Consider the following 18,257-nt stretch of genomic DNA (forward strand, 5'->3'; position numbering starts at 1 on the left):
CAACCCATAATCTTTTTCAAAACAATGAGTTATGATGTTATACCATAACAAATCCTATTCAGGCCTTCTGAATCTTTAAATATATTAACAAATGCACTTTCATTTCAATCAAATCCTTTATTTTTCAGACGGCCTGCTACATGAAACAACATTGCAAACGTAAATTTTGAGAACATTCTCATTTTTAGTACTTGAACCTAAAAAGAAAAAAGCATAAGCTGTTTTTATGGCGCAGAAACACGCCTTCCCATTCATTAAGGAGACAGCATTATGGCAAAAGATTTAAATGTGTTTGATAAAGAATACGGCCTTTTAATCAACGGCGAATGGACGAAAGGTAGCGAAGGCAAACTTTTATCCTCTTACAACCCTGCCAATGGCGATGAGTTGGCCAAGTTCACAGACGCAACCGACGCCGATGTCGATGCTGCCGTGGCCGCTGCGCAAGAAGCGTTCAAAACATGGCGTAAAACCACGACTGCCGAACGCGCGGCCATTTTGAACAAAATCGCCGATGTAATTGACGAAAACGCCGAATTGTTTGCCCTGCAAGAAACCTTGGACAACGGCAAACCCATCCGCGAAACCCGCGCCGCCGACGTACCTTTGGCTTCCGACCATTTCCGCTATTTCGCCAGCGTTATCCGCGGCGAAGAAGGCACGGCAACCCAGCTTGATGCCGAAGACCTGTCCATCGTTTTGCGCGAACCGATCGGCGTTGTCGGCCAAATCATTCCTTGGAACTTCCCATTCTTGATGGCCGCATGGAAAATCGCGCCGGCATTGGCCGCAGGTTGTACCATCGTCATCCACCCTTCTTCCAGCACCTCATTGAGCTTGTTGTCCTTCGCTCAAAAAATCAACCACTTGCTGCCTAAAGGCGTGTTGAACGTGATTACCGGCCGCGGTTCCAAATCCGGCGAATACATGCTGCACCACAAAGGCTTCAACAAACTGGCCTTTACCGGCTCAACCGAAGTCGGCCGCCGCGTCGGCATCGCCGCCGCCGAATTACTGATTCCGTCCACTTTGGAATTGGGTGGCAAATCCGCCAACATCTTCTTCGACGATATGCCTTTCGACAAAGCCCTCGAAGGCGCGCAAAAAGGTATTTTGTTCAACCAAGGCCAAGTGTGCTGCGCCGGTTCGCGCATTTTTGTACAAGAAGGCATTTACGACAAATTCGTCAATGCTTTGGCTGAAGAATTCAAAAAAATCAAAGTCGGCCTGCCTTGGGAAGACGACACCCAAATGGGTTCGCAAGTCAATGCCGGTCAACTCGAGACCATTTTGAAATACGTCAAAATCGGCGAACAAGAAGGCTGCCGCATCATTACCGGCGGTAAAAAAATCGAAGGCGACTTGGGCAAAGGCGAATTTGTCGAGCCTACTTTGATTGAGGCCAGCAGCAACGAAGCCCGCGTTGCCCAAGAAGAAATCTTCGGCCCGGTTGCCACCGTGATTAAATTCAAAACTGAAGAAGAAGTCATCAAAATGGCCAACGACAGCGAATACGGCTTAGGCGGCGCAGTGTGGAGTACCGACATCAACCGCTGCCTGCGCGTTTCCAACGCATTGGAAACCGGTCGCGTTTGGGTGAACTGCTACAACCGCCTGCCTGCCGGCGCGCCGTTTGGCGGCTACAAAACTTCAGGTATCGGCCGCGAAACCCACAAAATGATGCTCGCCGCCTACACCCAAGTGAAAAACATCTACATCAGCACCCGTGAAGAACGCGAAGGCTTCTATTGATTCGGCAATTCACATTAATCTGATTTAGAACATAAAAGGCCGTCTGAAACCTGTTTCAGACGGCCCTATCAATTACACAATAACTTTTTTAGGAGATAAATTATGTCGAAACACAAAATCCGTTACATTCTGCCACTGCTAGCCGTGATGGTATCCGCTGCCTGTGTCGGTGCGTTGAGGCCGTCTGAAAAAACTAACGAAAAAGATGCAAAGCAACAGAACAGAGCTATTTGTCCAGAGCCTGTCAATCTGATGAGCGATGATTGCTTGAGTATTACTTTAGGGAAATTCGAGGATAAGTTGAATAAGAAGTATGAAGAACTGTTCCGACGGACAGCAGCCAAAGACCAAAAACTGCACGGATTGTCCAAACAGTATTTTGCAAGCGTCCGCTCGAAATGGGAGGCTTACAAAGAAGAACTTTGTGACGACCCGACGGTAACGACCGATTTGAAAACACCTGCTGACAGGATTTATTCTCTTTGCGCCATTGAACAGACGAAACTTCATTTAAAAGCATTGGAACGTTTTTAATTTTTTAGGAAACTGATATGCCGAAACACAAAATCCGTTATATTCTGCCGTTGCTGGCAATAATGACATCCGCCGTCTGTGTCGGTGCGGCAGGGCCGTCTGGAAAAGCTGCAAATGCCGTTAAACCGAAACAGGAAAAGAATCTTTGTCCCGAACCTGTTGACCAAATGGATGAAGATTGTTTAGAAATTACTCTGCTGAAACTTGAAAACAAACTGGACATGAAGTACAAAGATTTATTTCGACGTGCCGCTACCAAAGATTCAAAGCTACATGGGCTGTCCAAACAATATTTTATAAACGTCCGTTCAAAATGGAAGGCTTATAAGGAGGAACTTTGTTCCGACCCGACAATCACAACCGACTTGAAAACTCCTTCAGACAAAATCCTCTATCTGTGTGACGTTCAACAAACACAACACCATTTAAAAGCATTGGAACGTTTTTAATTTTTTAGGAAACTGATATGTCGAAACACAAAATCCGTTACATTCTGCCACTGCTAGCCGTGATGACATCCGCCGCCTGTGTCGGTGCGGCAGGGTCGTCTGAAAAAGCTGCAAATGCCGTTAAACCGAAACAGGAAAAGAATCTTTGTCCCGAACCTGTTGACCAAATGGATGAAGATTGTTTGAGGCTTACCCTGTTAGATTTTGAAATTGCATTAGATAAGAAGTACGAAGATTTATTTCGACGTGCCACTGCCAAAGACCGAAAACTCCATGGCATGACAAAACAGTATTTTGCAAGCATCCGCTCAAAATAGGAGGCTTATCAGGACGAACTATGTTACGACCCGACGGTAACGACCGATTTGAAAACACCGGCGGATCGGATTCACACTCTTTGCGCCATCGAACAGACGCAGCTTCATTTGAAGGCATTGGAACGTTTTTAATTTTTTAGGAAACTGATATGTCGAAACACAAAATCCGTTACATTCTGCCGTTGCTGGCAATAATGACATCCGCTACCTGTGTCAGTGCGGCAGGGTCGTCTGATAAAGCTGCAAATGCCGTTAAACCGAAACAGGAAAAGAATCTTTGTCCCGAACCTGTTGACCAAATGGATGAAGATTGTTTAGAAATTACTCTGCTGAAACTTGAAAACAAACTGGACATGAAGTACAAAGATTTATTTCGACGTGCCGCTACCAAAGACCAAAAACTTCATGGCATGACAAAACAGTATTTTACAAGCATCCGCTCAAAATGGGAGGCTTATCAGGACGAACTATGTTACGACCCGACGGTAACGACCGATTTGAAAACACCGGCGGATCGGATTCACACTCTTTGCGCTATCGAACAGACGCAGCTTCATTTGAAGGCATTGGAACGTTTTTAATTTTTTAGGAAACTGATATGTCAAAACACAAAATCCGTTACATTCTGCCGTTGCTGGCAATAATGACATCCGCCGCCTGTGTCGGTGCGGCGGGGCCGTCTGAAAAGGCTGTTCCAAAGATAACAATGCAAAAACAGGACAATAAGGACATTTGCCCTCAGAGCATGATGAAAGACATAGACGGACAAGGCTATGAATGTGTGGATATTTTCAGTATGAGGTTGGAAAAGCAATTGAATAAGAAATACGAAAATCTGCTGCACCGTATCGATTCAAAAGACCCCAAATTGAATGGAGTATCCAAAGAATATTTTTTGACTATCCGTAAGAATTGGGAAAGTTATACGGAAATGCTGTGTTCAGACCCATCCGTTGCGACGAAAGTTCGTCCTCTTGCAGGACGCTACATACGTATTTGCAGGTTCGAACAGAATTTAAACCATTTGAAAGCGTTGGAACGCTTTGAAAATTCTTTATAAAACTGATAGATAGTTAGGAGACTGATATGTCGAAACACAAAATCCGTTACATTCTGCCGCTGCTGGCCGTGATGGCATCCGCCGCCTGTGTCGGTGCGACAGGGTCGTCTGAAAAAGCTACAAATGCGCTTAAACCGCAGAAGGAAAATAATCTTTGTCCCGAACCTGTAAAAGAAATGGACGATGATTGTTTGAGGCTTACATCAAGGGAGTTCGAAGGCAAATTGAACACAAAATATAAAGATTTATTTAGGCGGGCTGCCACCAAAGACAAAAAACTGCACGGTTTATCCAAACAGTATTTCACAAGCGTCCGCTCAAAATGGGAGGCTTATCGGGACGAACTCTGTGATGATCCGACGGTAACGACTGATTTAAAATCACCGGCGGATAGAGTTTTTTATATGTGTTATATCGAACAAACACAACATCATTTGAAGGCATTGGAGCGTTTTTGATTTTTTTTAAGAGACTGATATGTCGAAACACAAAATCCGTTACATTCTGCCGTTGCTGGTAATAATGACATCCGCCGCCTGTGTCGGTGCGACAGGGTCGTCTGGAAAAGCTGCAAATGCCGTTAAACCAAAACAGGAAAAGAATCTTTGTCCCGAACCTGTTGACCAAATGGATGAAGATTGTTTGAGGCTTACCCTATTAGATTTTGAAATTGCATTAGATAAGAAGTACGAAGATTTATTTCGACGTGCCACTGCCAAAGACCAAAAACTTCATGGCTTGACAAAACAGTATTTTGCAAGCATCCGCTCAAAATGGAAGGCTTATAAGGAGGAACTTTGTTCCGACCCGACAATCACAACCGATTTGAAAACTCCTTCAGATAAAATCCTCTATCTGTGTGACGTTCAACAAACACAATATCACTTAAAAGCATTGGAACGTTTTTAATTTTTTTAGGAGACTGATATGAGTCGTTTTACAGGCGGAGACCATCTGAAACCGGAAGACGGTTTGAAATACTATATCCATCAAGCCATGATGGTAAACGAATTGTCGGGCGGGCGCGGCGCGTACAAAATATCGAATGCGGAGAAGGCTTCCAGCGGTCCGAGTTTCGGCCCCATCCAGTACGACATAGGCGGCAATAATGAAGGGAGGAATTTGTTGGAACGGATTGCGCGAGAGGCAACAGACTCAAAAGGCAACCGTTTTATTTCCGATAATGAAATAAAGCAGATGCAAATCCATCTATACAAGCCATTCAATAAAATGTCTGCCGAAGACAAACAGGTGTATCAAAATCTGAAACCGAAATTGAATCAGGCTTTGGCTTCCGAAACCGGTATCTCATTAATCAATCGGGATTATGTTAAAGTTCTTAATAAAAAAGTTGGTGAAGTCCATAAAGTTATTTCTAAAATCACAAATCTTGAAAACAAGCAATTCCTGCAATCCAATATGCAGGCACAAGTCTTTATTGCCGATATAGGCAACCAATATGGCAAAAAAGTAAACGAAGCTTTGGTGGAGTTCCTCAGCCAGAGTAAAGAAGATAACGGAGTAAGGCTGCCGGGAGGACGACAGGTCAAAGTCGAAGGCAAACTGGATATGGAAGATTTAAAAAACTTCCGTATGAATACGGCTTACGGTGTCAAACATCCCGCCGATGCCCGTCGCAGAGACAAACACATCGAGGATGTTACCGCTCCGACCCGCGAAAAATCGCTATCCCAAGCAGATAAATTCCATGCCTTGGTTCAAGGCTTGCTCAACGATAAGGACAGCTCTTTCGCCGAACAAGTTTTGGCGGAAAACCGCGAAGTTGTTGATGCTTTCAATGCCAAAGTGCAGGAAAGAATGGAACAGGAACAGCAACAAACGGCAGCGAGGGAAATTTCTGTGCAGCAGAATCCTGCGGAAAGGGAATTTGGTGGGCGGTCTTTCGGCTGATCGTTTCACATGAGGCCGTCTGAAACCTGGTTCAGACGGCCTTGTTTATTCTGTTTCGCAATAAATGCTTTATATCTTTCTCAAAAAAAGCCCCATCACTTTCTCTCCGGCCACAGCCAGCAATGCCCCGGCCACAACCACCATGGCACCCACATAGCTGACGATATTCATATCCGAAGCGGCAAAATAATCAGGGGCAAGGTAATGACCGATGGTGGAAAATATCATGGTAAATACGGGTATCAGCGTGGTAACAATACTGACTTTTGAAGCGTCCCAATGATTGAGCGCTTCGCCGAATGAACCGTAGCCGATCAGCGTGTTTAAGCAGCAATAGATAAAGCAGCCCCATAAGAACGGATTGCCGATATGGGCGATTTGCGACGGTTCGGCAAACGGCAGGAAAACAAAGCTGCTGCAAAAATAAATCATGAGCAGGATTTGTTGCGAATTGAAATGTTTGGACAGAAGTTTTTGCGCCACGCCGTAGCACACCCAAATCATGCTGCCCGAAGCCGCCATGATTACCCCGACCGCGTAGCTGCCCAAGCTAAAAAGTTCGCCGAATTTATCGTTGAAAAACATGACCAAACCCGTCAGCAAAAGCATCAAGCCGATTTTTTGCCAATGAGTAAAGGCTTCTTTAAACACGCCAACGCCGACCAAAATCATGGTAAAGGGCGAAAGCTGCCACAACACCTGCGTAGTTGTCGGCGAAATATAGTGCAAACCCATGGCAACAAGCACGAAGTTGGCGGAAATGCCGATAATGCCCAACACCAATAAAAACAAGGTTTGCTTGGAAAATTCAGACGGCCTCGGCAGCTTGCCGGTCAGCCCCAACAACGCAAACAACACCAGCGAAGCCACTAAAAAGCGTATCCACACCAGCGTGGGCGCATCGACGGCTTTTAAGGCTTGTTGAGCGATGACCGGCAACGAGCCCCAAGTCATGGTGGCAAGCAGCGCCAATGAAAAGCCGAGCCAAGGTTTTTGTTTCTTCATCCTCAGACGGCCTTTATTTACGCGGCTTCCCAGTAGTCGATATAAAGCTGCAATTCGAGATTGTTCCGCCATTCGTTGGCAACGGGGCGGTACACCGTGCGGATGTATTCAGGAATGTCTTCGCTGCAACGCCAGAACATGGCTTCAAATTCGTAGCCGTCTTTTTGCAGCCAGACTTTTTTGTGTTTGCCCTCCGCGCCCAAAGGCTGCTGGCGGATGACGTGAAATTCGTCGGTAAAACTCGGCGGCGCGAAGCCCTGCCCCCAAACATGCCGGGCAAGGTTCTGCGCCTGTTCCAGCGTAATATCGCGGGCGGGCAGGCTGCCGTCGGTAATATAGGTTTGCGACAAATCGTCTTCGCACACCATCTCGCGCACGGCTTCTTCAAAGGCCGTCTGAAATGCGGGAATATTGTGTTCAAGTATGCTCAAACCCGCCGCCATCGCGTGTCCGCCGAATTTCAAAATCAAATCGGGATGGCGTTTGGACACCAAATCCAAAGCGTCGCGCAGGTGCAGGTTGGGAATGGAACGCCCCGAACCGCGCACTTCGCCGTTGTCCGCAGGCGCAAACACGATGGTCGGACGATAAAAACGGTCTTTGAGACGGCTGGCAACAATGCCAACCACGCCTTGATGGAAGTCGTCGCGATACGCCACCAAAGTCGTCTGCCCTGGAGGCAAGGTTTCAGGAAAATCATTCAGCGCGTCTTGCAGCATAGACTGCTCGATTTCGCGGCGTTCGATATTGAGGTTATTTAACTGGGCCGCCAGTTCCTGTGCTTCGGCATCATCTCGCGCCAACAGGCAGGCAATGCCGACCGACATATCGTCCAGCCGTCCGGCGGCGTTAATGCGCGGCCCCAACGCAAAGCCCATATCAAACGGCTGCGCCTTGCGCCAATCGCGCCGCGCCACTTCAAACAAAGCGCGGATACCGGGGCGCATCTTGCCCGAACGCATCCGTTTCAAACCTTGCGATACGAGGATGCGGTTGTTGTGGTCGAGGGGGACAACGTCGGCGACGGTGCCGAGTGCGACCAAATCCAAAAGTTCACCCAGATTCGGCTCTTTCATGCCGTCTGAAAAATAATTGCGGCGGCGCAGTTCGGCACGCAAAGCCATTAATACATAGAAAATCACGCCCACGCCCGCCAAGCTTTTGCTTTGGAAACCGCAGCCTTTTTGGTTCGGATTGACAATGATGCAGTCGGGTACGGTCTCGGCAGGCAGGTGGTGGTCGGTTACAATCACATCCAAACCCAACTCCTGCGCACGCGCCACGCCTGCAATGCTGGCGATACCGTTATCCACCGTTACCAATAAATCCACGCCTTGCTCTGCCGCGATTTCGGCAAGCTCGGGCGTTAAACCGTAGCCATGTTCGAAGCGGTTGGGTACGAGGAAATCCACCGCCGCGCCCATCGCCGCCAAGCCGCTCATACCGACGGAACACGCGGTCGCGCCGTCGGCATCGTAGTCGGCGACAATCAGGATTTTTTCCTTGCGCTCGATGGCATCCGCCAGACGGCGGGCGGCGGCTTCGCAGTTTGTCAGCGTTTGATACGGCAAAAGCGCAGCAAGCTTGTCATCCAACTCGGCCGGACTTTGCACATCACGCGCAGCACACAGCCGCGCAATCAAAGGATCGGTACCGGCAGTGAGCAAGTCGTTGAAAACAGTCGGATTAATGGAACGTGTTTGGATTTTGACAGACATGGTGTGTGGGTTTAAAGAGAAAAAATTAATATTTTTAAGCGTTTATTTTAAGGAGGAGGCCGTCTGAAACCTGCAATCCGTTTTCAGACGGCCTTGGATATTATTTGCGTGAAGCATCGATAATTTCACTGACTACGACATAGGGGACTGCTATCACTGCGCCGACTGCGTCCAAAGCCAATGTAAATGGTGTTTGCAGGATATTCTCCGTCAACTTCTGAACGTCTGTGCTTTTTTTGGTTTCCGTATAATAAATTCTGACCGGGACGGCAGTGTCAAAACGGCGGTCTTCGGCAACATTTTTCGGCGTCGCATAATAATGACCTTCGGTAGAAATACACCGTGTGTAGACAGTTTCGTCATCGAGTTCGACCGGCTTGAACGCCAACTGTTTCAACTTGGCAATCTCGGCAGCTTTTTGAGTATCGTAACGCAGGCAGAATTTTGAACGGAACGTTTGCGCTTCAGGGGATTTCAATTCGACCGGCAAAGCCTCATACGCATATCTTGGGTTTTGCTGAACCATTTGAAACTGTTTGTCCAATTTAACATCCAAGACCGCCTTCAACTTGGCCGAATCTTTAGGATTAACGACAAACCAATATTTTTTGCCCATCATGACCAAGCTGCCTGTTTCCAATTGCGTATTGTCTTTGGCAACCACGCCAAATGCGTGAATCTTGTCTTTGGCAACGGTTTTTTCGGTTGTGGTTTTATGGAACGGGTTGTTGCCTCCCCAAAGAAAGGCAGTACAACCATTCAGGGTTAGTGCACTGATTAACAAAGCAGGTACAAAGTAGCGAAATTTCATGGTCATCCTCCTTCGGTATTACGATACAGGCCGTCTGAAAACCGCAATCCGTTTTCAGACGGCCTTAAGGTTTATTCCTCCCAATCCTGCCCTTCTTCTGAAGCATCGGATTGACCGGCCTCCATCACTGCTTTAATTTCTTGGAACAGCGCGCGGAAGTTTTTCGGCGGTTTGTTTTGTTCCTGCTCTTTTTTGGTGTTGCGGATTAAGGTGCGCAATTTACCGGCGTCGGCCTGCGGAAAATCGGCCATAAATTGGGTAATCGCACCATCGTCTGCCAACAGTCGGGTACGCGCCTGCTCGACGCGTTGCAAAAAGGCATTGTGTGCTGCATTGTCACCGCGCAGTTTGGCCAAATAGGCTTCGATGGGTGCGGGGTCGGTATCGCGCATCAGGCGGCCGATAAATTGGGCTTGGCGTTTGAGCGCGCTGTTGGACGTGATTTTTTTATAGGTGGCAATGGCCTCGAACAGCTCTTCGTCCAAGCCGATTTTTTTCAGCGTATCGCTGGAGAGCTTGGTCAGTTCCATACCCAAAGCCTGCAAATCGTTCATTTGCTTTTTCATTTGGGTTTTGCTGACCCATTCATCTTCTTGTTCAAACATTGTGTTTACCTGATTTTCTGAATCTGCCTATTTTATCAGTTTTCAGACGGCCTTTCCGTGCGATTTTTGCAGTGGCCGTCTGAAACGGTTAAAATGCCGCAAAACCCTGTCAGGAAACCTTTTTATGCTGTTTAACCACACACCGGACGAGCTGTTGCGCTTGTGCGGACACACGCTGGATTTGGCCAAACAATCCGGCGCCACCTCGGCCGAAGCCGATTTCAGCGAGTCGCTCGGCCAAAGTGTCAGCGTGCGCCTGGGCGAAATCGAACAAATCGAGTTCCAACAAGACAAATCTTTAGACATTACGGTCTATGTCGGCCAACGCAAAGGCCGCGCCAGCACTGCCGACTTCTCCGAACGCGCCCTGCAAGATACGGTCAAGGCCGCCATCGATATTGCGCGCTATACCGCCGAAGACGATTGCGCCGGCCTTGCCGATGCTGCCTTGATGGCAACCCATATCGGTGACCTCGACCGCTACCACGAATGGGATTTGAGTACCGAATCCGCCATTGATTTGGCCAAGCAATGCGAACAGGCCGCGCTGTCAACGGACAAACGCATTGAAAATTCCGAAGGCGCATCGGTTCATACCGGCCATTACCAATACGTTTACGGCAACACCCACGGCTTTGCCGCACATCAGCAAAGCACGCACCACAGCATTTCTTGCAGCGTAGTCGCCAGCGACGAACACGGCATGCAGCGCGACTATTGGTACGATTCTTCCTGCCGTCACGAAGACATGGACGCGCCCGAACTCATCGGCCAAACCGCAGCCGAACGGACTTTACGCCGTCTGAACAGCCGCAGCGTTCCGACCGGCAGCTATCCCGTACTGTTCGACACCACTGTCGCCGTCGGCTTAATCGGCCACCTTATCGGCGCACTCAGCGGCGGCGCGCTCTACCGCCAAAGCAGCTTCCTGATTGACAGCATCGGCAAACAGGTGCTTCCCGAGTTTCTCAGCCTTCGTGAAGAACCGCATATCCTGCGCTCGTTCCGCAGCACTTATTTCGATGCCGAGGGCGTGGCCACGCAGCCGCGTTTTGTGGTGAAAGACGGCGTCGTCGAAGGCTATTTCCTCAGCAGTTACAGCGCGAAAAAACTCGGCATGCAGACAACGGGCAACGCCGGCGGCGCGCACAATCTGTATCTGAACCACACCCACGCCACGCAGGCCGACCTGTTGAAAGAAATGGGGACAGGTTTGCTGGTTACCGAATTGATGGGACAAGGCGTCAACACCATTACCGGCGACTACTCGCGCGGCGCGGCCGGATTTTGGGTGGAAAACGGCGTCATTGCCTATCCGGTTCAGGAAATCACCATTGCCGGACGTTTGCAGGATATGTACCGCGACATCACCGGCGTGGCAAACGACGCATTACGCCGTTCGTCCAACCAAATCGGCTCCGTCTTGGTTTCCAAAATGACGGTTGCCGGCAACTGATTGAACTAAATATACAAAAGGCCGTCTGAAAGATATCTTTTCTTTTCAGACGGCCTCGCCGTTATCTACTTCCATAAAAAACACATCATGCATATTGTCGTCATCCCCTCTTGGTACCCCTCTTCCGAAACCGACGTGGACGGAATCTTTTTCCGCCTCCAAGCCCAAGCCCTGCAACGCGAAGGCATGAAAATCGGCATGGTCGTGCCCATGTTCCGCTACTTGAGAAGTCAGCCGAAAACCATCTTCTCGCGCTTCTACGGCCTGCGCCGCCATCAGCAAGGCGGACTCAACACTTACGCCTACGACAGCATGTATTTCTTCCCGCGCTGCCCGGTTGTCGATATCGACCGCATCCGCTGGGTCAACGCAGGCATGAAAGCTTTTGAAGCCTATATCGCCGACAACGGCAAACCCGACGTGATTCACGCCCATTGCGTCAACTACGCCGCCATTTTGGCCTGCGCCATCTTCAAAAAATACGGCATTCCCTATGTGATTACCGAACACAGCAGCGCCATTTCACGCGGCCTTGTCCGCAAAAACCAATGGCCGTCCATGCACGAAGCCGTGCGCCACAGCGCGGCACGGTTCGCCGTCAGTCGTGATTTCTGCCGCATTCTCGAAAAAACCTACGCCGGTACAGACTGGCAATACCTGCCCAATATGCTGGGCGGCAATTTTGAACAGGATTTCGAGTTCCCCGAAAAAAACCATCAAGACTTCACCTTCTGCAGCGTCTCCCACCTGCGCCACCTCAAAGGCCACGACCTGCTCCTGCCTGCCTTTGCCGAAGCACTCAAAACCTATCCGCAACTCAAACTCAAAATCGGCGGCGGCGGCGCAGAAGAAGGCCGTCTGAAACAACTGGCAAGCGACTTGGGCATCAACCACGCCGTTACCTTTACCGGCGCATTGACCACCGACCAAACCCTAGACCTCATGCGCCACAGCAACGCATTCATCCTCGCCAGCCGTACCGAAACCTTCGGCGTCGTCTATATCGAAGCACTGTCGCAAGGTTTGCCCGTTATCGCCACACGCTGCGGCGGCCCCGAATCCATCGTTACTTCCGACAACGGCCTGCTGGTGCCAATCGAAAACATACCGGAACTGACCAAAGCATTGCTCACCCTCTACGAAAACCATGCACACTACGATCCCGTCCGCTTGCGCCAAGATTGCCTGCAACAATTCGGCAGCCGAGCCATAGCGCAACACCTGATCGACACCTTCCAAAAAGTGCTTAACAAATAGGCATAAACCATGCAGGCCGTCTGAAATCCTTCAGACGGCCCGCCTTCTTCCAACAAAATAAATCTAGTGTAAAATTAAGACAATAACTAAACTTTTTGATTTAAAATCAGTCAAAAGAAAAACTGTTACCTATAATAATATCCCCACATACATTATGCGCTATTACGGAACGATTACTCGCTGGAACAGCAAGCGCGGCTTCGGCGCCGCTACCATAGAAGACACAGGCCAAGAAATCTTTCTTGCCCTTGCCGCCTTCACCACCCTTACCCGCCTTCCGGCCGAAGGGCAACACATCTCCTTCAACATCACAGAAGGCCGACGCGGCCGCAAAGAAGCCGAAAACGTCTGCTTCGCCCTCGATTGCGCCGACTGCTTTGACGTCCTCGTCCCTCCCCCCGAAAAACCCCTCGCCGGCAAACAAGCCATCGTCGGCTTGATTGCCGTGATCTTCGTCTGCAGCATTTTCGCCGCCTTGTGGTACGGCCTCCACTTTTCCGACAACACACCAAAAGAGCCGGCCGTCAAAAAACAAGAAACCATGGTTCACGAAGTAGCCGCCAAAATCGAAGCCGAACGCAAAGCATGGCGCGATGCGGTCAACCGCAGCAACCAACGCGCAAAGCAACCTCAACGCGCAAAAGATAATACATCGAAACAATAACGCTTTATCCAATACAAAAAGGCCGTCTGAAAAAATGGGAAGATGAAATGATAGATTTCTTCCTCATTCTTTCAGACGGCCTTTATTCTTACCTCAATTCGGTTCGGCCATTTCCAACGCCTGTTTGATGTCCACGGCAACGACGCGTGATACGCCTTTTTCCTGCATGGTTACGCCGACCAGCTGCTCCGCCATTTCCATGGTCAGGCGGTTGTGGGAGATGTAGAGGAACTGGGTTTGCGCCGACATTTCTTTGACCAGGTTGCAGAAACGCGAGGTGTTGGCGTCGTCCAGCGGGGCGTCGACTTCGTCCAAGAGGCAGAAGGGGGCGGGGTTGAGGCTGAACAGGGCGAACACGAGGCTCATGGCGGTGAGGGCTTTTTCGCCGCCGGAGAGAAGGTGGATGGTGCTGTTTTTCTTGCCGGGCGGGCGCGCCATGATGGACACGCCGGCGGTCAGGAGGTCGTCGCCTATCATTTTGAGGGTGGCTTCGCCGCCGCCGAACAGGGTCGGGAAGAAGGTTTGGACTTTGCCGTTGACGGCATCGAAGGTTTCTTTGAAACGCGCTTTGGTTTTGTCGTCGATTTGGGCGATGGCTTCTTCCAAAAGGGTGATGGCGGCCTGCACGTCTTCGCTCTGGCTGCGGTAGTAGCCGTCGCGTTCGCGCGCTTCTTCGAGTTCTTGCAGGGCGGCAAGGTTGACGGCGCCGAGGGCTTCGATTTGCTGGGTGAGGCTGCCGATGCTGCTGTTCAATACTTTCGGCGATTCTTTCGCCAACGCTTCGAGCGCGTCCAAATCGGCGGCGCGTTCGGTCAGGTTTTGATGGTAGCGTTTGGCGTTAATCAGGGCTTCCTGCTGCTGCAACAGGGCGGTTTGGGTGGCTGCCTGAAGCTGCGGCAGCTTGGTTTGCAGGGCTTGTACGCGGGCGTATTGTTCCCTGCCCTGCTCCTGAATCTGCGCGAGTTTTTCCTGCACGGCGATGTATTCTTCGTCCAGCGTGTGTACGGCTTCGGTCAGCTCGTCGAGCTTGATGTGCTGCTCGTCGTTTTGGAACTCAGTTTCATAGGCAAGGGCAAGCTCTTGCTGGCGTTCCTGCCAGTCTAGGGTTTGCTGTTCGAGCCGGGCGATTTGCTGCTGGTAGTTTTGTTTTTGCTGGTTGAGCTTGTGGACGGCAACTTCAGCCAGCCCGTATTGGCGGTTGGCTTCCAATAGGGCAAGCTGCGCCTGTTTCAGACGGCCTTGCTGCTCTTGGCGGCTGTGCGCGGTGGTTTGCTGTTGGTGTTCGAGTTCGGCGGCGGCTTCCTGCAAAGTAGCGATGTCGTCTGAAAGCCCGTCGGACGTGTGTTGCAACACGGTCTGCTCTTCCGCCAACTGCGCCAGTTCGCGCTCGATGTGTTCGCGGCGGATTTGCCCTTGGTTGGTGCGCGCCAGAAGTTCGGCGGCGCGTTGCTGCGCCTGGCTGTACTGGCGCGTGTGCTGCTGTTGCTGCTGCATCAGATTTTTATGTTGCACTTCGGATGAGCGCACGGTGGCCTCCGCCTGTTTGAACGCGGCTTCGGCGGCGGAAAGTTCGGGGGCGAGGTTTTCCAGTTCGGACGCGATGCCGTCGAGACGCGCTTTTTGGGCAATCAGGCTTTCCTGCGCGGGTTTGGCATAGAGCAGGACGCTAACTTTGTCGACCTGATGGCCTTCGGGCGTGAGCCAGATTTGGTGTGCGCCCAAATCGTTTTGATGCGCGAGGGCGTAGCTCAAATCGGGCGCGCACAATACGCCGTCGAGCCAGTGGTGCAATACCGTCTGAAACGGCGGCTGCGCTTGGATTTGGTTCAGCAATGCCTGTACGGGCAGGGATTTTTTGATGCCGCCGGAGAGGTCGTCTGAAAGCCATGCCGCCTGCCCTTGCGGCAAAGGCGCGGGAGGCACGAAACCGTGCGGCACGGCGCGGGCGTGCAGGCGTTCGGCAAGGATGACGGACAAGGCGTGCTGCCACTCAGCGGGCGCGGTGATGTGTTGCCACAGTTGCGGCGCGGCGGCGTGGTCGGTTGCCTGCCAGAAGTCGGCGGCTTCCTGCTGTTGCGACAGGATTTGCGACAACGCCTGCTGCTGTGCCTGCAAGGTGATGTGTTGCTGCTTCAGGCTTTGGAAACGGTTTGAGGCCGTCTGAAACGCCTCGCGGACGGCGTGTAAGGCTTCTTCGGCGGCAATGATTTGTTCTTCGTAATGCTCTTGCTGGCTTTGTAACAAGGCGGCGGCTTCTTGTGCGGCGGCGGTTTCGGCTTCGTCGGGCAGGTTCAGGGCTTGGTTTTCCTGTTTCAGACGGCCTTTGCGCTCTTCGTGCTTGGCAACGGTTTGTTCGGCATGGGCAAGCTGCTGCTGCTTCAACGCCAGTTCGCGACGGATGCGGTTTGCCTCGTCCTGCTGGGTTTGGAAGGCGGCGTTAAGCGTGGCTTGGGCTTCTTCCAATTCGGGCAGACGCTCTTCGTGTTCGGCAACCTGCATCGCCCACTCTGCCAATTCGGTTTGCTTTTCTTCTACCAGCAACTCGTTTTCTTCCAGCTTCACGCGGATTTGCTGCTGCTCCTGATGGATGCGTTGCAACTGCGCCTGAGCCGCCTGCTTGTCGCGTTCGATGCGTTGGTGCAGGTTTTGTTGATGGCGGATTTGTTCTTCCAAACGGGCAATCTGCTCGCGCAACACGCCGCGTTTGTTGCTCAATTCGTGTACTGCCTGCTGCTGCGACTGCTCTGCAGTCTGCAAGGCGTGTACTTCGTCATTTAACGCCTGAACCTGCGCGGCGGTTTCGTCCTGCTGCGCCTGCAAAGACTGATGTTGCGCGGTCGCCTTATCGGCGGCGGCAAGCGATTGCTGCCATTGGGCGTAATCGAGCAAATCCTGTTGTTGGTTCAACTGCGCGGTCAGGGATTTGTAGCGTTCGGCAGTTTCGGCTTGTTTTTCCAGCTTCTCCACCTGACGCGCCAACTCGTTCTGCAAATCGCCCAAACGCTGCAAATGCTCGCGCGTGTCTTTCAGACGGCCTTCCGTCTCCTTGCGGCGTTCCTTATATTTGGACACGCCCGCCGCTTCCTCGATATAGGCGCGCAACTCCTCCGGCCGCGCTTCGATGATGCGCGAAATCATCCCCTGCTCGATAACGGCATAACCGCGCGCACCTACTCCCGTACCCAAGAACAAATCGGTAATGTCGCGGCGGCGCACGGTCTGATTGTTGATGAAATAAGTCGATTCGCCCTGACGCGTCAGCTGCCGCTTGATGCTCACCTCGGCATACTGCCCCCACGCACCCTGCAAACTGTGGTCGCTGTTGTCAAACACCAGCTCCACCGAAGCCCTCGGCGCAGGACGGCGCGTCGCCGCACCGTTAAAAATCACGTCCTGCATACTCTCGCCGCGAAGCTGCTTCGCCGAAGCCTCGCCCAACACCCAGCGCACCGCGTCAATCACATTCGACTTGCCGCAGCCGTTCGGCCCGATAACCGCAACAAGCTGCCCCGGAACATGAATCGTGGTCGGGTCGGTAAAAGATTTGAAGCCGGAGAGTTTGATGTGGGTCAGGCGCATGGCAATGTTTCGAATCGGAAAAGAAGGCGTATTTTAACGGAAATACGCTTATCCGTTGAGAGAAAATCTGACAACTCAAATCAAATAAAAAGGCCGTCTGAAGTTTCAGACGGCCTTTTGTTTTTTAACTTGGATTACACCGATACGGCTGCTTTGATGTGCGGATGCGGATCATAGCCTTCCAGCTCGAAGTCTTCAAATTTGAAGGCAAACAAGTCTTTGACTTCAGGGTTGATTTTCATGGTCGGCAGGCTTCGGAAATCGCGGCTTAATTGCAGTCGGGCCTGCTCGATATGGTTGCTGTACAAATGGGCATCGCCAAACGTATGGATAAACTCACCGGCTTCCAGGCCGCACACTTGCGCCATCATCATGGTCAACAATGCGTAGCTGGCGATGTTGAACGGTACGCCAAGGAAGATATCGGCGCTGCGTTGGTAAAGCTGGCAGGACAGTTTGCCGTTGGCAACGTAAAACTGAAACAGCGCGTGGCAAGGCGGCAAGGCCATTTCATCGACCAAAGCGGGATTCCATGCGGACACAATCAGGCGGCGCGAGTCGGGATTTTTCTTGATTTGTTCCACCACATTGGCAATTTGGTCGATATGGCGGCCGTCGGGTGCGGGCCAGCTGCGCCATTGGTAGCCGTAAACCGGGCCTAAATCGCCGTTTTCATCCGCCCATTCGTCCCAAATGGAAACGTTGTTGTCTTTCAGGTATTTGATGTTGGTATCGCCTTTGAGAAACCAAAGCAGCTCATGAATAATTGAGCGAAGATGCAGTTTTTTGGTGGTCAACAGCGGAAAGCCTTCACTCAAATCAAAACGCATTTGGTAACCGAACACGGAACGCGTGCCGGTGCCGGTACGGTCGGATTTGTCGATACCATTGTCGAGGACATGGCGCATAAGGTCGTGATAGGCTTTCATGAGTTTCCTTAATGTATGTGTTGTGGGAATTTGATGCGTATTGTACCGAATTTTCAGACGGCCTGCCTCTTTGTCTGCAATGGGCCAACCCTTCCTCTAGGCTTAGCGTATATCCGTTAATAATGTTGACAATTTAGCATTTATTTACAAGAAATTTTGAGCCAAATAAAATTTTTACAAAAAAAATTTTGAAATTTTCTAGTTTAATTA

The 18,257-nt window shown here is 50.9% G+C and carries 18 protein-coding genes; 12 read left to right on the forward strand and 6 right to left on the reverse strand.

What is annotated here, in order from left to right:
- The first annotated feature begins 270 nt into the window (after positions 1–270).
- From ACTHUG_RS06565 to ACTHUG_RS06605, 9 genes are all read left to right on the forward strand, one after another.
- Positions 271–1,752, forward strand: a complete 1,482-nt coding sequence (locus ACTHUG_RS06565) for an aldehyde dehydrogenase family protein (RefSeq protein WP_070823367.1) — start codon at positions 271–273, stop codon at positions 1,750–1,752.
- A gap of 102 nt (positions 1,753–1,854) precedes the next feature.
- Positions 1,855–2,286, forward strand: a complete 432-nt coding sequence (locus ACTHUG_RS06570) for a hypothetical protein (protein ID WP_440385642.1) — start codon at positions 1,855–1,857, stop codon at positions 2,284–2,286.
- A gap of 17 nt (positions 2,287–2,303) precedes the next feature.
- Positions 2,304–2,735 (forward strand): hypothetical protein, encoded by a 432-nt coding sequence (locus ACTHUG_RS06575; RefSeq protein ID WP_440385641.1) that lies wholly within the window; start codon positions 2,304–2,306, stop codon positions 2,733–2,735.
- A gap of 17 nt (positions 2,736–2,752) precedes the next feature.
- The gene (locus tag ACTHUG_RS06580) at positions 2,753–3,052 is read left to right on the forward strand and encodes a hypothetical protein (RefSeq protein WP_440385640.1); all 300 of its coding nucleotides are present in this window, start codon (positions 2,753–2,755) and stop codon (positions 3,050–3,052) included.
- Positions 3,053–3,201: 149 nt separating this feature from the next.
- Positions 3,202–3,633 carry a hypothetical protein gene (locus ACTHUG_RS06585; protein WP_440385639.1) on the forward strand — a complete coding sequence of 144 codons (432 nt, stop codon included), beginning with the start codon at positions 3,202–3,204 and terminating at the stop codon, positions 3,631–3,633.
- Positions 3,634–3,650: 17 nt separating this feature from the next.
- Positions 3,651–4,112, forward strand: a complete 462-nt coding sequence (locus ACTHUG_RS06590; RefSeq protein WP_440385638.1) for a hypothetical protein — start codon at positions 3,651–3,653, stop codon at positions 4,110–4,112.
- Between the two features lie 26 nt (positions 4,113–4,138).
- Positions 4,139–4,570 carry a lysozyme inhibitor LprI family protein gene (locus tag ACTHUG_RS06595; RefSeq protein WP_440385637.1) on the forward strand — a complete coding sequence of 144 codons (432 nt, stop codon included), beginning with the start codon at positions 4,139–4,141 and terminating at the stop codon, positions 4,568–4,570.
- A gap of 19 nt (positions 4,571–4,589) precedes the next feature.
- Positions 4,590–5,021 carry a hypothetical protein gene (locus tag ACTHUG_RS06600; protein WP_440385636.1) on the forward strand — a complete coding sequence of 144 codons (432 nt, stop codon included), beginning with the start codon at positions 4,590–4,592 and terminating at the stop codon, positions 5,019–5,021.
- An 18-nt stretch (positions 5,022–5,039) separates the two neighbouring features.
- Positions 5,040–6,023 (forward strand): hypothetical protein, encoded by a 984-nt coding sequence (locus tag ACTHUG_RS06605; RefSeq protein WP_440385635.1) that lies wholly within the window; start codon positions 5,040–5,042, stop codon positions 6,021–6,023.
- Between the two features lie 69 nt (positions 6,024–6,092).
- On the opposite strand, the gene ACTHUG_RS06610 is transcribed toward ACTHUG_RS06605, so the two are convergent.
- From ACTHUG_RS06610 to yjgA, 4 genes are all read right to left on the reverse strand, one after another.
- The gene (locus tag ACTHUG_RS06610) at positions 6,093–7,028 is read right to left on the reverse strand and encodes a DMT family transporter (protein ID WP_440385634.1); all 936 of its coding nucleotides are present in this window, start codon (positions 7,026–7,028) and stop codon (positions 6,093–6,095) included.
- Between the two features lie 17 nt (positions 7,029–7,045).
- Entirely contained in the window at positions 7,046–8,746 is a 1,701-nt protein-coding gene (gene recJ, locus ACTHUG_RS06615) for a single-stranded-DNA-specific exonuclease RecJ (protein ID WP_440385633.1), read from the reverse strand.
- Positions 8,747–8,846: 100 nt separating this feature from the next.
- Positions 8,847–9,557, reverse strand: a complete 711-nt coding sequence (locus ACTHUG_RS06620) for a hypothetical protein (RefSeq protein ID WP_440385632.1) — start codon at positions 9,555–9,557, stop codon at positions 8,847–8,849.
- A 71-nt stretch (positions 9,558–9,628) separates the two neighbouring features.
- Positions 9,629–10,162, reverse strand: a complete 534-nt coding sequence (gene yjgA / locus ACTHUG_RS06625) for a ribosome biogenesis factor YjgA (protein ID WP_004519422.1) — start codon at positions 10,160–10,162, stop codon at positions 9,629–9,631.
- Positions 10,163–10,286: 124 nt separating this feature from the next.
- On the opposite strand from yjgA, the gene pmbA reads away from it, so the two are divergent.
- The 3 genes from pmbA (at position 10,287) to ACTHUG_RS06640 (ending at position 13,539) form a co-directional block, all read left to right on the forward strand.
- A complete protein-coding gene (gene pmbA, locus ACTHUG_RS06630) occupies positions 10,287–11,618 on the forward strand; it encodes a metalloprotease PmbA (protein ID WP_440385631.1) in 1,332 nt (443 codons plus the stop codon).
- An 87-nt stretch (positions 11,619–11,705) separates the two neighbouring features.
- On the forward strand, positions 11,706–12,875 hold the full coding sequence (locus tag ACTHUG_RS06635; RefSeq protein WP_440385630.1) for a glycosyltransferase: 1,170 nt from the start codon (positions 11,706–11,708) through the stop codon (positions 12,873–12,875).
- Between the two features lie 154 nt (positions 12,876–13,029).
- Positions 13,030–13,539 carry a cold-shock protein gene (locus ACTHUG_RS06640; protein ID WP_440385629.1) on the forward strand — a complete coding sequence of 170 codons (510 nt, stop codon included), beginning with the start codon at positions 13,030–13,032 and terminating at the stop codon, positions 13,537–13,539.
- A gap of 93 nt (positions 13,540–13,632) precedes the next feature.
- On the opposite strand, the gene smc is transcribed toward ACTHUG_RS06640, so the two are convergent.
- A complete protein-coding gene (gene smc, locus ACTHUG_RS06645) occupies positions 13,633–17,118 on the reverse strand; it encodes a chromosome segregation protein SMC (RefSeq protein ID WP_440385628.1) in 3,486 nt (1,161 codons plus the stop codon).
- A 134-nt stretch (positions 17,119–17,252) separates the two neighbouring features.
- On the reverse strand, positions 17,253–18,047 hold the full coding sequence (locus ACTHUG_RS06650; RefSeq protein ID WP_036491762.1) for a thymidylate synthase: 795 nt from the start codon (positions 18,045–18,047) through the stop codon (positions 17,253–17,255).
- Positions 18,048–18,257: the final 210 nt, after the last annotated feature.

It is taken from the genome of Neisseria sp. P0022.S009 (assembly GCF_051956675.1).
Classification (GTDB): Bacteria; Pseudomonadota; Gammaproteobacteria; order Burkholderiales; family Neisseriaceae; genus Neisseria.

Coding starts and splice junctions, on each gene's coding strand:
- ACTHUG_RS06635 (WP_440385630.1), top strand. CDS start 11,706: ATGCATATTGTCGTCATCCCCTCTTGGTACCCCTCTTCCGAAACCGAC.
- recJ (WP_440385633.1), bottom strand. CDS start 8,746: ATGTCTGTCAAAATCCAAACACGTTCCATTAATCCGACTGTTTTCAAC.
- ACTHUG_RS06590 (WP_440385638.1), top strand. CDS start 3,651: ATGTCAAAACACAAAATCCGTTACATTCTGCCGTTGCTGGCAATAATG.
- ACTHUG_RS06580 (WP_440385640.1), top strand. CDS start 2,753: ATGTCGAAACACAAAATCCGTTACATTCTGCCACTGCTAGCCGTGATG.
- ACTHUG_RS06620 (WP_440385632.1), bottom strand. CDS start 9,557: ATGAAATTTCGCTACTTTGTACCTGCTTTGTTAATCAGTGCACTAACC.
- ACTHUG_RS06650 (WP_036491762.1), bottom strand. CDS start 18,047: ATGAAAGCCTATCACGACCTTATGCGCCATGTCCTCGACAATGGTATC.
- ACTHUG_RS06595 (WP_440385637.1), top strand. CDS start 4,139: ATGTCGAAACACAAAATCCGTTACATTCTGCCGCTGCTGGCCGTGATG.
- smc (WP_440385628.1), bottom strand. CDS start 17,118: ATGCGCCTGACCCACATCAAACTCTCCGGCTTCAAATCTTTTACCGAC.
- ACTHUG_RS06610 (WP_440385634.1), bottom strand. CDS start 7,028: ATGAAGAAACAAAAACCTTGGCTCGGCTTTTCATTGGCGCTGCTTGCC.
- ACTHUG_RS06640 (WP_440385629.1), top strand. CDS start 13,030: ATGCGCTATTACGGAACGATTACTCGCTGGAACAGCAAGCGCGGCTTC.
- ACTHUG_RS06570 (WP_440385642.1), top strand. CDS start 1,855: ATGTCGAAACACAAAATCCGTTACATTCTGCCACTGCTAGCCGTGATG.
- ACTHUG_RS06575 (WP_440385641.1), top strand. CDS start 2,304: ATGCCGAAACACAAAATCCGTTATATTCTGCCGTTGCTGGCAATAATG.
- ACTHUG_RS06600 (WP_440385636.1), top strand. CDS start 4,590: ATGTCGAAACACAAAATCCGTTACATTCTGCCGTTGCTGGTAATAATG.
- yjgA (WP_004519422.1), bottom strand. CDS start 10,162: ATGTTTGAACAAGAAGATGAATGGGTCAGCAAAACCCAAATGAAAAAG.
- ACTHUG_RS06565 (WP_070823367.1), top strand. CDS start 271: ATGGCAAAAGATTTAAATGTGTTTGATAAAGAATACGGCCTTTTAATC.
- ACTHUG_RS06585 (WP_440385639.1), top strand. CDS start 3,202: ATGTCGAAACACAAAATCCGTTACATTCTGCCGTTGCTGGCAATAATG.
- ACTHUG_RS06605 (WP_440385635.1), top strand. CDS start 5,040: ATGAGTCGTTTTACAGGCGGAGACCATCTGAAACCGGAAGACGGTTTG.
- pmbA (WP_440385631.1), top strand. CDS start 10,287: ATGCTGTTTAACCACACACCGGACGAGCTGTTGCGCTTGTGCGGACAC.